This is a genomic window from Scopulibacillus darangshiensis, from assembly GCF_004341035.1.
Classification (GTDB): Bacteria; Bacillota; Bacilli; order Bacillales; family Sporolactobacillaceae; genus Scopulibacillus; species Scopulibacillus darangshiensis.
Map to the genome: position 1 here is coordinate 92,924 of NZ_SLXK01000004.1, position 13,502 is coordinate 106,425.

Annotated in this window: 11 protein-coding genes; all 11 read left to right on the plus strand. The window is 44.7% G+C overall.

The features are described 5' to 3' along the window. Positions 1-8 precede the first annotated feature (8 nt). The 11 genes from EV207_RS04755 to EV207_RS04805 all read left to right on the plus strand — a co-directional run bounded on the left by EV207_RS04755 (position 9) and on the right by EV207_RS04805 (position 13,498). Entirely contained in the window at positions 9-1,499 is a 1,491-nt protein-coding gene (locus EV207_RS04755) for a sodium:solute symporter family protein (RefSeq protein ID WP_132744185.1), read from the plus strand. A 47-nt stretch (positions 1,500-1,546) separates the two neighbouring features. Next, on the plus strand, positions 1,547-2,728 hold the full coding sequence (locus tag EV207_RS04760; protein ID WP_132744187.1) for a M20 family metallopeptidase: 1,182 nt from the start codon (positions 1,547-1,549) through the stop codon (positions 2,726-2,728). A 163-nt stretch (positions 2,729-2,891) separates the two neighbouring features. Continuing rightward, positions 2,892-4,361, plus strand: coding sequence for an aminoacyl-histidine dipeptidase (locus EV207_RS04765; protein WP_132744189.1), 1,470 nt, complete (start codon positions 2,892-2,894; stop codon positions 4,359-4,361). A gap of 327 nt (positions 4,362-4,688) precedes the next feature. Then, on the plus strand, positions 4,689-5,216 hold the full coding sequence (locus EV207_RS04770) for a hypothetical protein (RefSeq protein ID WP_132744191.1): 528 nt from the start codon (positions 4,689-4,691) through the stop codon (positions 5,214-5,216). Positions 5,217-5,740: 524 nt separating this feature from the next. Next, on the plus strand, positions 5,741-5,926 hold the full coding sequence (locus EV207_RS04775) for a hypothetical protein (RefSeq protein WP_132744193.1): 186 nt from the start codon (positions 5,741-5,743) through the stop codon (positions 5,924-5,926). Between the two features lie 284 nt (positions 5,927-6,210). Continuing rightward, positions 6,211-6,432, plus strand: coding sequence for a hypothetical protein (locus EV207_RS04780; RefSeq protein WP_132744195.1), 222 nt, complete (start codon positions 6,211-6,213; stop codon positions 6,430-6,432). Between the two features lie 185 nt (positions 6,433-6,617). Beyond that, positions 6,618-7,733: an NAD(P)/FAD-dependent oxidoreductase gene (locus EV207_RS04785; protein ID WP_132744197.1), complete on the plus strand. Its 1,116-nt coding sequence runs from the start codon at positions 6,618-6,620 to the stop codon at positions 7,731-7,733. Between the two features lie 45 nt (positions 7,734-7,778). Beyond that, on the plus strand, positions 7,779-8,798 hold the full coding sequence (locus EV207_RS04790; protein WP_132744199.1) for a potassium channel family protein: 1,020 nt from the start codon (positions 7,779-7,781) through the stop codon (positions 8,796-8,798). A 400-nt stretch (positions 8,799-9,198) separates the two neighbouring features. Further along, positions 9,199-9,969 carry a C40 family peptidase gene (locus EV207_RS04795; RefSeq protein WP_132744201.1) on the plus strand — a complete coding sequence of 257 codons (771 nt, stop codon included), beginning with the start codon at positions 9,199-9,201 and terminating at the stop codon, positions 9,967-9,969. Positions 9,970-10,283: 314 nt separating this feature from the next. Beyond that, complete coding sequence (locus EV207_RS04800) at positions 10,284-12,323, plus strand: molybdopterin-containing oxidoreductase family protein (RefSeq protein ID WP_132744357.1); 2,040 nt, start codon at positions 10,284-10,286, stop codon at positions 12,321-12,323. Between the two features lie 863 nt (positions 12,324-13,186). Further along, the gene (locus EV207_RS04805; protein WP_132744202.1) at positions 13,187-13,498 is read left to right on the plus strand and encodes an ArsR/SmtB family transcription factor; all 312 of its coding nucleotides are present in this window, start codon (positions 13,187-13,189) and stop codon (positions 13,496-13,498) included. Positions 13,499-13,502: the final 4 nt, after the last annotated feature.

Here is a 13,502-nt window from a genome sequence, read left to right on the forward strand (position 1 = left end):
AATAAAAAATGAATATAGCGCTTATTATTATCTTTTTCTTTCTGCTTATCAGCATCTATCTAGGCATACGTTCCCGTAAAGGCAAGGATATGGAATTGGAACAATGGAGCGTTGGCGGACGCGGCTTTGGTACCGTATTTGTCTTCTTGTTAATGGCCGGGGAAACATTTACGACATTCACATTTCTTGGCGGAAGCGGCTGGGCTTATGGCAACGGCATTGCGGCACTTTACATTATTTGTTATGGCTGTCTAATGTTCATTCTATCTTACTGGATCCTTCCAGTTATATGGAAGTATGGAAAAGATAAAAGTCTTGTTTCTCAAGCAGATTTCTTTGCTCACAAATATAAAAGCACAGGGATAGGCGTCGTTGTTTCACTTGTCGGTATCATCGCGTTAATTCCTTATCTCACCCTCCAACTCAAAGGGTTAGGATTAATAGTCTCAGTTGCTTCCAATGGAAGTATTTCTTATAACACAGCGATATGGATTGGGTTAATTAGCGTCATTGTATATGTCACGCTATCGGGGGTTCATGGGTCGGCTTGGACATCCGTGATAAAAGATATTTTGATCCTTCTAGTGGTCGTTTTCCTGGGTGTGTATTTGCCAATTCATTATTACGGCGGCTTTGAGTCTATGTTTAAAGCGATTGAAACGGCAGACCCAGGGTTTTTAACGCTTAAAGGCAATGGGCTAAGTGTTTCTTGGTTCATTTCATCTGCTCTAGTATCAGCATTGGGGGCTTATATGTGGCCGCATTCATTTGGCGCTGCATATACGGCGAAGAACCCCGACGTATTCAAGAAAAATGCTATTGTATTGCCTCTGTATGAATTAATTTTGCTGTTTGCCTTTATGGTTGGCTTCGCGGCAATATTGCAAATTCCCAATCTAAAGGATACGGATATGGCCTTGCTAGCATTATCGAAAGCATCCTTTCCGCCTTGGTTTTTGGGAGTCATTGGCGGTGCAGGATTATTAACAGCCCTTGTCCCAGGTTCATTGATCCTTATGTCGACAGCAACATTGATTTCGAAAAATTTGTACAAACCTTTCAAAAAATCCGCTTCTGACCGTGAGATCAATATCGTAGCCAAGAGTCTGGTTCCGATTGTAGGGCTGATTGCTGCTTATTTTACATTTAACGGAGGCGGTGCCATCGTTCAATTGTTATTGATGGGATATGGGTTGATTACACAAGTCTTCCCATCATTTGTTTTCAGCCTAATGAAACGGAATCCAGTAACAAAGGTTGGTGCAGGAGCGGGGATCTTGGTTGGGGTGTTGATCATTGCTTATACAACAATTACTGGGATAACAATCGGACAGATTTTTCCTGCTATCCCCCAAGCTATAAAAGATATTAATGTTGGCATATATGCTTTATTGGCAAATGTGGTCGTTACGCTGATTGTTAGTGCATTAACCAAACGAGTAAACCAAAATGGTCTATCTCAAAAAACAGAAAGCACAGGAAAAACAGCAATTAAATAGTTGGGCGGGGACAATTCCCTAAGTTTATCGGAAAGGATGTATTTGAAATGACTGTAGAAGTACAATCTCAAGCAACTTTAATTGATAATGTAAAAGAAGATGTTATTAAATGGCGGCGATATTTGCATCAACATCCCGAATTATCCTTTCAAGAAATTGAAACGTCACAATTTGTTTATGATACACTGTCATCATTTGGCGGTCTTGAACTTTCACGGCCGACAAAAACAAGTGTCGTTGCACGCTTAACCGGGTCACAGCCTGGTAAAACGCTTGCCATCCGTGCAGATATGGATGCGCTGCCTATTACTGAAGAAACAGATTACGAATTTAAATCCCAAAATCCCGGGATCATGCATGCATGCGGCCATGATGGCCACACAGCAATCCTATTAGGAACAGCAAAAGTTTTAACTCGTTTGCGTGATAAAATTAACGGTGAAGTTCGATTTATTTTCCAACATGCTGAAGAACAACCTCCCGGCGGTGCCATTGAAATGGTTAGGGCAGGTGTCATGGACGGTGTTGACATGGTGATCGGTTTGCATCTGATGACAACCGTAGAATCCGGCCAAATTGGCATCACTTCGGGCCCGACATCGAGCAATTCGGACACTTTCGAGATAACCGTTCTCGGAAAGGGCGGACATGGCGCAATGCCCCAAGATGCAGTGGACAGCGTGGCGATTGCCGGTCAAGTTTTAACCAACTTGCAACATATTGTATCAAGAAACACAGACCCGCTTGATTCACTTGTTGTTTCCGCTACGAAAATCCATGGCGGCAGCGCGAATAATGTCATCCCCGACAAGGTTGAAATTGGAGGAACGGTACGCTCATTTAACCCAGAAACACGGGATAAGGCACCGAAATTAATGGAGCGCCTGATTAAAAACATAACCGAAGCCCATGGCGCAAACTACGAATTTAAATATAATAAGGGGTACAGTTCAGTTTATAATGATGAACTTGTAACAAGCAATGTTAGGGAAGCTTTGGTTGAGGCATTTGGTGAAGAGGTCGTCCAACATACTAAGCCATTCTCGGGAAGTGAAGACTTTTCAGGATTTCTTACAAAAGCACCCGGGACCTATTTTTGGGTAGGAACCGGGAATCAAGAAAAGAATTCGACTTACCCTCATCACCATCCAAAATTCGCTCTGGATGAAGACAGCATGGAAATGGGCGTAAAAGCGTTCGTCCATTCAGTATTCAAGTTATTAAACTAGTTCCTTTTCAAACAAAGGTGAGGATCCCTTATGGGGTTCTCATCTTTTTTCCTTCGCCAAGGGCGGAAGTGATACCTCATGGCTTCAAGTCTTCCGCTGATCTTTGTTATAATTGCCGTAGCTAGTAAATATGATTATCATTCAAGGCGAAAGGATGATCAGCATGTACGGTAGTTTGGAAGAATTAACACAGCATCCAGTCTTTCATTATTTTTCTGAGATCTCAAAGATTCCAAGAGGATCCGGCAATGAGAAAGCGATCAGTGATTTTTTGGTTCGTTTCGGCAAAGAGCGCGATTTAGTGACGATACAAGATGAGGCTTTAAATGTCATCATCAAAAAGCCTGCCACGCCTGGATATGAGCAGGCGCCTACTATCATTATCCAAGGTCATATGGATATGGTTTGTGAAAAGAATGAAGGGACGGTCCATGATTTCCAAAAGGATCCGATTCGGCTAAAAATTAAGGGGGACATGCTGTATGCGTCAGGAACGACACTTGGGGCCGACAATGGCGTTGCGGTTGCTTACGCCTTGGCATTGCTCGCTGCGGACGATATTCCGCATCCTGCGCTTGAAGTGGTAATTACAACGGAAGAAGAGACAAGCATGGGCGGCGCCTTAGCGGTGGACCCGGGGCACTTTGACGGCAGGATTTTTATTAATCTTGACTCAGAAGAGGATGGCAAGCTGTTAGTCAGCAGTGCCGGAGGGTCAAAGGCCGTTCATCGCGTGCCGATTGTCCGGGAAGAGGCTCCTGAGGATACGGCAGATTACAGGATCAGTATTCGCGGGCTAAAGGGAGGGCATTCAGGCATGTCGATCCAGGAAGGACGCGGCAATGCCAATAAACTTATGGGCCGGTTGTTATACGGACTAGCGGCCGGTTTACCGTATGGTATTCAACAACTTAATGGCGGATTAGCATCCAATGCTATCCCGCGCGAAGCGGATGCTGTTATTTTGCTGCATGGGGATGACGCCAAGGAATGTGAAGTAAAAGTTGAAGAATGGCGTAACATTTTAAAAAATGAGCTGCGGGCGTCCGACCCGGATGTCACTATTAAATTTGAAAAAGTGACCGCTGCTTCTGCGGGCATTTTTTCCGAAGGATCCAAGCATAAAGCTATTTCATCTCTAATGATGATTCCGAACGGTATTCAAAGCATGAGCATGGAGATCGAAGGGCTGGTTGAGAGCTCGACCAATTTAGGTGTCGCCAGAACATTAGATACGGAATTGGTGCTTGAAAGCGATGTAAGAAGTTCAGTGAAAAGCCTAAAGGATGATATAGTGAACAGGTCCAAGCTTGTGGCGGATGTATTAGGGTGCGAATTTACCGCAGACTTCGATTATCCAGAATGGCCATACAATCCGGACTCTGAGATTCGACAGCTATTTGAAAAGGTATACACAAAGGAGCATGGGACGGATATAGAAGTCATCGCCGTCCATGCCGGGATTGAATGCGGCATTTTTGCAGAAAAGCTTCCGGGGTTAGATGCGATCTCACTCGGTCCCGATATGTACAATGTCCACACACCTGATGAACATCTGAATATCCCTTCTACAATAAAGACATGGGAGTTTTTCCTTGCCGCATTAAAAGAAATGAAAACACTGGATGATTAAAAGATGAGATAGAACCTAGAACTGGGTTAAATAGACCTAAGGAAGATATAGAGGAATTAATACATAAAGGTGTCCTGAAGGTTTGACTTCCTTGGGGCACCTTTTTGAATGGTGAAAATTGGGAAGGGGGGCGGGTAGGCACCAATGGGAGTGATTCGTGCCCGTGGAGCGGGAAAAATGGCCCGGACGGTCATCCCCAAGCATGGCCTCCCTTAATACGTATTTAAACCCCATTAGCTATTTTGTTTATTGCATCGGCATAAAAGTTCCAGGGATGGATATTATGATAGAAAAAGATATCCGATTTTCAGAAATGGGTGAATGAAAATGAAAAAGGGCTTGTTTGCATTAACTTCAATTGTAATGTCAAGTGCTGTGCTAGCGGGCTGCAGTATGGAGCAAACGTCGGAGATAAAAGCCAATAAATTCTTCGATGGCAAAATAGCGCTGGCTGCAGAGGGGAAAATTACAGATAATAAAAAGCAGCCGAAAAAGGACGAGCAGCTGGTACTGAAGTTCTCCAAAGAATACAATAGTAAAGACAAAGAGACCCAGAAAAAGGCTGCGAACGTTCTGCTTGCGACTGGGGCGCCGGCAAATGATAAGCTGTCAGATTTTAAGGTGGTTGGGTCGATTCACAAGGAAAAGGATGGCAGGCAAGGCACGCTTGTTTTACTGCAAAGCAGGGATGAAAACAATCAGCTTCATGAATCTATTTTTGCCGTGTTGAACCACCATGTGTTCTTTGCCTATTCACCTGATTCCAGTGACCCGGAAATTAGAAAGCAATACAAGACGATTAGATCCCACTTTAAAGCACCTGTTCCAAAGTCGATAAAAAAAGAGATGAAATAGTCAGTTCTGATGGAGGTGTAAGTCACTTTCTGCCTTTTATTGCGATAAATCAGGAAGGTACTGCGTCCTCAAAAGCGATGACTGCGTCTAGTTCGCCAACTATTGCGTCGTTATTGCAAGATATTGCGTCCTGACCATAGGTACTGCGTCCTCAAGAGCGATGACTGCGTCTAGTTCACCGAGTTTTGCGTCGTTTTCACGGGATATTGCGTCCTGACCATAGGTACTGCGTCCTCAAGAGCGATGACTGCGTCTAGTTCGCCAACTATTGCGTCGTTATTGCAAGATATTGCGTCCTGACCATAGGTACTGCGTCCTCAAAAGCGATGACTGCATCGATTTCGCCATGCATTGAAAGTCTATTATGTCTATTGAAACATGTTTATACTTATATCCGTATTCAATATAGTGAATAGCCAGCTCCTTTAAAATCAGGATATTTTTTACATCTTGCCTTGCACAGGTTTGCTAGTGGAATTGAACAGTGAGGTGGTATAATTGTTAAAAAGTGCGGGGGTTAGGAAATGGAAGAAAAATTAAATGCCATTCTGGAATCTCTGGAAACCCTAAAAAATGGCCAGATTCGTTTAGATGAGAAAATCGGGAATTTTTCTACCGAGACAAGAAGTAGCTTTAAGCATGTTGAATCAATTTTTGGGGAGCACCAAGAATTTTTCAGAACAGTGTCTGACCAAATGAAGAAGGTATAAATTGACGTTGATTACCTAAGTGAAAAAACGGGAAAGCACGATACAAAGATAAATAGTATAGAGAGGAGGATGCAGTCTTAATGACTGTGTCTTTTTTTGTATGCCCCTGAATCGAAATCTAAAGCTAAGACAAGACCCGCCGAATCGGTATCGGCGGGTTGGTTTCTATTTAAAGAATGACATCATCGATCCCATTTGTTTTAGCGTGTTATAGCCTTTCATTACATTTCCCATAGTGTTTGTCAAATTGTCAAAGCCGAAGCTGCCATCTTTGTTTGTGAAAAATGGCGGGAACTGACCTTGCGGGTATTGCCCCTGAGGAAATTGCTGCTGCGGGTATTGCTGTTGATGATAAAATGGAGACGGTTGCTGGTAAAAGGGTGGAAACCCCTGCTGCGGACCTTGATATGGCGGGTAAAATGGCGGCTGGCCTTGGGGCGGATAGCCGCCGTGCATATTATATGGGAACTGTCTGTTATATGGGTTCGGTTGGTTATAATACATGATTGCTACGCTCCTTTATCGTTCATTTTCAGGATCTGTTAATAGGGTATGTAACCTATTTAAAAAAGGGCAGGGCACATGCCTTAATTTCCAATATGGGCAAAGGCAAAGTCTTGCCAACAGGCAAGCTTTCTATATAAAATAACGGAGAGTGCAAAAGAAATTGGAACGAAAAAAGGTGTTTGTTATGCAAAGATACATAATAGTCGGTGCAGGTATTCTTGGTGCCTCTGCAGCTTTTCATCTTGCAAAGGAGGGAGCCAAAGTCACATTAGTTGATCGTTTGGATCCTGGGCAGGCAACGGATGCCGCGGCGGGGATTGTGTGCCCTTGGCTGTCGCAACGGCGCAACAAGGCCTGGTACAAATTAGCAAAAGGCGGGGCAAGATACTATCCCGCTTTGATAAAGGAACTTGAAGCAAACGGTGAAACTGACACAGGCTATGACCGGGTTGGGGCAATCAGTCTTCATACAGATGAGGAAAAGTTAGAAAAAGTGGCCGAGCGGGCGCGAAAACGCCGCGAGGATGCACCAGAAATTGGTGACATCACTCGCTTATCGTCCGCTGAAACTCGTGGGATATTTCCTCTATTAGCTGAAGGGTATGGTTCTGTTCATGTCAGCGGAGCGGCTCGTGTCAACGGAAGGGCGTTGCGACAATCCTTGGTTAATGCCGCCAAAAAGCATGGCGCCACCCTTGTTCATGGGGATGCAGCTATTGTCCATCATAATAAAAAGGTGACAGGCGTCACGGTGAATGGAGAAGTTCTTCCTGCGGATCAGGTCATTGTCACGACGGGTGCCTGGGCGAAGGAAGTTCTACAGCCACTGGGAATTACTTTCCTCGTAACGACACAAAAAGCACAAATCATTCATCTCGAGATGCCTGGCGCAGACTCAAACAAGTGGCCTGTCGTCATGCCGCCGAACGACCAATACCTTCTTGCTTTTAATGGGGGCCATGTTGTTGTTGGCGCAACACATGAGAACGAGGCTGGGCTGGACAACCGAGTCACTGCCGGCGGAATGCATGAAATTTTTGAAAAGGCCTTTGCGATTGCTCCGGGTTTGGCCCATAGTACCGTGCTTGAAACAAGGGTTGGCTTTCGGCCGTTTACACCGGGCTTTCTGCCTGTTATCGGGGCAATTCCCGGCTTTGATGGACTGCTTGTTGCAAATGGCCTGGGAGCTTCGGGGCTTACTGTTGGCCCTTATTTGGGATCCGAGCTTGCGAAGCTTGCCCTCGGCCGGCAAATGGAGATAGATGTTCGGGACTATGATGTTGCTAAAGCTATTGGATAAGGTTATAAATTAAAAAGACGAAAAAACCGGAAAGGGGGCAGTCCCATGTGGATCATCAGGTTAATTATCCAAAAGGCGCTAGGGATCAGCAATTGGCTGATCATATTCGCAAGTTTTGTCGTGGTTTTCGGCGCAACAAGTGCCGCTTATTTGCTGGAACCGGAGACATTTAAGACACCTTTTGATGCCTTTTGGTGGGTGATGGTTACGGTGACGACGGTGGGTTACGGTGATGTTTATCCCCACAGCATCGCTGGCCGGATTGTCGGTATTTTCCTATTTGTATTCGGCATCGGTTTTGTCGGTGTGTTAATTGGGAAAATCGTAGATTCATTTAGTGCTTTTAATAGGAGAAGGGAGGAAGGGAAGTTGGCATATAAAGGAAGGGGTCATATCGTTATCATTGGCTGGTCGAAAAAGGCTGAACACGCGGCTGAAGAAATTTTGGCTTCAAATGCCAAAGTGGATGTCGTCATCATTGATACACTAGAGCGGGCGCCTATAGCAAAGGAAAGGATTCATTTTGTATCTGGGGAGGCTTCAGAAGACAACACCCTAGAACAGGCAAATTTGAAAAAAGCAAAATCAGTCCTTGTTTTTGCCGACGATAACATCAGCGAGCCGCAAATTTGTGATGGAAAGTCGCTGATTATTGTCACAACGGTAGAACAATTCGCTCCCGGTGTACATACCGTGGTTGAAATCATGGATGAAAGGCATATCAAAAACTTCCATTTTGTCCATGTTAATGAATTTATCCTTATGAATCAAACGATTTCCCGCCTTGCCGTCAGGTCCGCGTTCATGGCTGGAGTTTCTGAGGTATACCAGCAGCTGATTAGCCGAAAAAAAGGCGAAAATTTATACCGAATTCCAAAGCACCCGCACTGGAATACGTATGGGGAAGCCTTTCATGCTTTACTTGAGCAAGGAGCTACGCTTGTGGCTGATGGAAACGAATTGGACATCAACCGCCGTCTCCAGGAAGAGATTCCGGATAATGCCGAGCTTTATATGATTTGTGACCCCAAAACCTACCATAAGCTATTAGAGCAAGCAAAATAGCCAGCCAGCCATTTTGAAATTAGTAGATTTTAATGCAACCCGGGACATTTATGTTTCCGGGCTTTTCTTTATTAGGAAAGATAAAAGTTGTGAGGGCTTTGTCTAGCTTCAGCGAGGCCGCTGCATCAATATTCTTCTTTGCTGCCTTGCGACAAAGCATTAGCGGAGGAGCATTTCCAGTCCCCTCGAGTCACTTCGGTCCCCCTGCGGCGGCGACAGCCTCCTCGGAGGCCCTCCAGTGCTTTTCGGGTCTGACCAAGACGCTTACGCTTTTCTTTATGTAACAAAAAGTAATAGAAAGTAATTTGCCTATTATCCTATTGTTACATCAAACTTGTATACTGAATTTTGTCGGAAATTGTAGAGAGATAGAGATTAATAAAAATAGGGGGAAGCCATTTTGCTTAAACCAAAGAAAAATAACATTAAAAGATTTGTTGCCACAACCGCTGTTATTGGGTCGCTAACGATGTCATCATTCGCTTTTCATTCCGGGAAAGCATCCGCGCATGCACCATCACTTTCGGACCACAGTCAGCAGTCGGAGCAAACAGCATCTGGGCCAGTACATAGTGATAGCTCTAAATTATTGAAAGCCGGTGACAGGGGTGACGCTGTCAGTGACGTCCAATCAAAATTAGATGCTAAAGGTTATGGCCTTGCTGTAGATGGGATATTTGGTCCAAATACTGAAGATGCTGTCCGGCAGTTTCAAGGTGATAAGGGATTAGCCGTGGATGGGATTGTCGGCCCTGATACTAGAGAAGCGCTTGGAACGAGTGATCAGGGTTCAGGTCACACTACATCCGATGTTGTATCGATAGCTGAAGGCTTGGTAGGCTCACCTTATAAGTGGGGAGGCACGACGCCTAACGGCTTTGACTGCAGCGGATTCCTTGATTATGTTTATCAGAAGGTCGGTATTGATCTGCCGCGGACCACAAATGATATTTATAAAGCAGGCACCAAAGTTTCAAGCCCAAGTCCTGGCGATATAGTCTTTTTTGATAACACCTACGGAAATTATGGATCCGGCTATGCGACACATGCGGGCGTTTATGTCGGTAACGGAAAAATTGTCCATGCAGGCAGTGACGGCGTTGTCGAAAGCGATTTGAGTATTGACTACTGGCAAAACCATTTGCTGGGTTATCGTTCATACCAAAAATAAATACAGAATTTAACCGCCAGGGATTCCCGGCGGTTTTTTTAGTTAATAAGAAAGTATAAACTTTCTTACGCACATAAGGGCAACTAAGGCTTCGCCATTAAAGGCGCAGGCGTAAACCAAGTTTTCTTTAGTTAATCAGAAAGTATAACTTTCTGACGCACATAAGTGCAACTACGCCTCTGTCTTCGCCAAAGGCTCGCCAATCGGCGAGTTTTCTTTATACTCACTTATTGATGAGCATCTCATTGGTTGTGTTATCATAACAGTTAATAAGTCAGAACCACGAGAGAGGGAGTACGGTGCGCGGAAAAAGCATGGCATCCGATGGTGTTTTTCAATCTGTCTGTTCGCTTGATTGTCCTGATCAATGCGGATTGCTCGTACATAAAAAGAATGGGAAAATCGTAAAGGTTGAGGGTGACCCTGACCATCCGGTTACACAAGGAAACATTTGCAATAAAGTGCGGAAGATGGCTGGCCGAATCTATGACCCTAAGCGGTTAAAGTATCCGATGAGGCGGGTCGGCAAGAAGGGTGAAGGGAAGTTCGAACGGATCAGCTGGGAAGAGGCCATTCAGGAGATCACTGATAACTGGAAGACGCTTATAAAACAAGCCGGGCCTGAAAGTATCCTTCCGTACAGTTTTTACGGGAACATGGGGCGGCTTAATTCGGAGGGGATGGATCGCCGTTTTTTCAATCGTCTCGGTGCCAGCAGACTTGACCAAACCATTTGTAACTCTGCAGGGTCAGAAGGATACAAGTATACGATGGGAGGAAGCATTGGCACTGATCCCGAGGACACTGTACACACGAAGCTATTTATAATGTGGGGGATCAATGCTGCAAGCACCAATATGCACCAGGTTGTGTTGGCTCAGAAAGCCCGCAAAAATGGAGCGAAAATCGTTGTGATCGATGTCCACAAAAATCAGACAGGACGCTGGGCGGATTGGTACATTCCTGTTCTTCCTGGTACAGACAGCGCCCTTGCCCTTGGCATGATGCACATTTTATTTGCCGAAAATATGACAGATGAAGCCTTTCTTGAAGATTATACAGTTGGCCACAAAGCCCTCCGAGAACATGTTAAGCAATATGATCCGGCCACTGTGTCAGCGATTACCGGTGTACCCGTTCAGGATATCTATCGTTTGGCTAGAATGTATGGGGAGGCGTCCCCTGCCTTTATCCGTATTGGAAATGGCCCGCAGCATCATGATAATGGCGGGATGTGCATCCGAACCATTTCCTGTCTTCCGGCACTCACAGGCCAGTGGCTTGTCAGGGGAGGCGGAGCGATCAAAGGGAATTCTCACTATTTGCGTTTCAATAAGAACGCCCTGCAACGGCCTGATTTGCGAAAGGATAAAAAAAACCGTGTGATTAATATGAATCTACTTGGCCAAGCATTGCTTGAAAGCAACCCGCCGATTCGTGCTTTATACGTTTATAACAGTAATCCGGCCTTGGTTGCACCGGATAGTCATAAAGTAAGGCGAGGTCTGATGCGCGATGGTGTTTTCACGGTCGTTCATGATTTGTTTCTTACTGAAACAGCCAAGTACGCTGATATCGTTCTGCCGGCGGCATCATCCTTTGAAAACACAGACTTTTACACCTCGTACTGGCACCACTACATCCAGAAGCATAATCCGGTGACCCAGCCATATGAGGAAAGCAAGTCAAACATGGCTGTTTTCAAGTTGTTGGCCGAAGCGATGGGTTTCGATGAACAGGCCTTCAAAGATAATGAAGAAGAAATGATCCGCCAAGCCTTTGATCAGACTAATAATCCTAATTTAGAGGGCATCACCTCTGACTCTTTTAATGAGAAACTATATATTAAAGCGGATATTAAGCTGCCATTTCAAGGGGAACTGCCGACGCCGAGCGGTAAAATTGAGCTATATTCGGAAACCATGGAGAAGAAAGGCTATCCGCCGCTGCCGACTTATGCACCTCTAGTTAAAGATAGTAATTTACCATTTTTGTTCGTGCCAGGACCAAACCATAACTTTTTGAACAGCACCTTTTCACATAATGATGTCCATATCAAGCTGGAGAAAATGCCCCGGCTTTATATGAATAAGGCGGATGCCAGTGAATTGGGGATCGAAAATGGCGATCCCGTCCGGATATGGAATGACCGCGGCGAATGTAGGCTTACCGTCTCCGTTGGCGATAGTGTTTTGCCGGGGGTTGTCGTCAGCCAAGGCTTATGGGCTGATTCACCTGAATCAGGGATAAAACAGCTTGTCAACGCCTTAACGCCAGACCGAATTGCCGACATGGGCGGCGGTGCCACATTTTTTTCCGGCAGGGTGAACGTAGAAAAAATAGCCGATAGGTAAGCAAGCCACTCGTTGACATTCAGGCGGTTGTACGCAAAAATTGGTAATTGTGTCGTTAATTATAAAGGAGGCCGATTTCTTGGCTTGGATAAAATAATTTCCGTTGTGAAAATAAGGGGAAATGCCATTGAAAAGGAATTTTAAGGGCATTCTTGCCTAGAAAAAGCGGGATGAACGACAAAAAACAGTAAAATGAATGGAGAAATGTCTTTCATAAGCGGGATGAACGACAAAAGACAACAAAATGAGAGGTGAAATGTCTTTCATAAGCGGGATGAACGACAAAAGACAACAAAGTGAGAGGCGAAATGTCTTTCATAAGCGGGATGAACGACAAAAGACAGCAAAATGAGAGGTGAAATGTCTTTCATAAGCGGGATGAACGACAAAAGACAACAAAGTGATAGGCGAAATGTCTTTCATAAGCGGGATGAACGACAAAAGACAACAAAGTGATAGGCGAAATGTCTTTCATAGGCGGGATGAACGACAAAAGACAGTAAAATGAATGGAGAAATGTCTTTCATAAGCGGGATGAACGACAAAAGACAACAAAATGAGAGGTGAAATGTCTTTCATAGGCGGGATGAACGACAAAAGACAGCAAAATGAGAGGTGAAATGTCTTTCATAAGCGGGGTGAACGACAAAAACCGGAGAAAAAGAGGGAGAATTGTCTTTCATAAGCGGGATGAACGCCCGAAATCGATAAAAAGACCGGATAGAGGTTGTTCATCGGGACGACGAAGACACCAAAGTCGCCAGCGCCTTCTTTAGGAAACGGGCAGGCCAAGATATGTCATTTTATTCTTTTCATCATAACTGGTATGATAATATAACGATATAACAAAGTAAGGTGAGATTATGGAGGAACTCGAACGTAATGAACCCCTTCAAGAGGAAACGCTGAACACGGTATCCCAAATTTTTAAAGCGTTGTCAGAGCCGACTCGGATAAAGATTTTGCATTTACTTTTTCAAAAGGAATGCTCGGTTAATGAAATAGCAAACACTCTTGGTATGCTGCAATCAACAGTTTCCCATCAGCTTCGCTTTTTAAAAAGCATCCGTTTGGTCAAATCGCGGCGGGCGGGCACTTCGATTTACTATTCCCCAGATGATGATCATGTAATGAATATTTTGGAGCAAACGCTGAGACATGCCAAGCATGATTAATATT

What these genes read in the sequence shown, in the direction of transcription:
- EV207_RS04760 (WP_132744187.1), top strand. Translation starts at nt 1,547, where the DNA reads ATGACTGTAGAAGTACAATCTCAAGCAACTTTAATTGATAATGTAAAA.
- EV207_RS04755 (WP_132744185.1), top strand. Translation starts at nt 9, where the DNA reads ATGAATATAGCGCTTATTATTATCTTTTTCTTTCTGCTTATCAGCATC.
- EV207_RS04780 (WP_132744195.1), top strand. Translation starts at nt 6,211, where the DNA reads ATGGCGGGAACTGACCTTGCGGGTATTGCCCCTGAGGAAATTGCTGCT.
- EV207_RS04765 (WP_132744189.1), top strand. Translation starts at nt 2,892, where the DNA reads ATGTACGGTAGTTTGGAAGAATTAACACAGCATCCAGTCTTTCATTAT.
- EV207_RS04800 (WP_132744357.1), top strand. Translation starts at nt 10,284, where the DNA reads ATGGCATCCGATGGTGTTTTTCAATCTGTCTGTTCGCTTGATTGTCCT.
- EV207_RS04785 (WP_132744197.1), top strand. Translation starts at nt 6,618, where the DNA reads ATGCAAAGATACATAATAGTCGGTGCAGGTATTCTTGGTGCCTCTGCA.
- EV207_RS04805 (WP_132744202.1), top strand. Translation starts at nt 13,187, where the DNA reads ATGGAGGAACTCGAACGTAATGAACCCCTTCAAGAGGAAACGCTGAAC.
- EV207_RS04770 (WP_132744191.1), top strand. Translation starts at nt 4,689, where the DNA reads ATGAAAAAGGGCTTGTTTGCATTAACTTCAATTGTAATGTCAAGTGCT.
- EV207_RS04775 (WP_132744193.1), top strand. Translation starts at nt 5,741, where the DNA reads ATGGAAGAAAAATTAAATGCCATTCTGGAATCTCTGGAAACCCTAAAA.
- EV207_RS04790 (WP_132744199.1), top strand. Translation starts at nt 7,779, where the DNA reads ATGTGGATCATCAGGTTAATTATCCAAAAGGCGCTAGGGATCAGCAAT.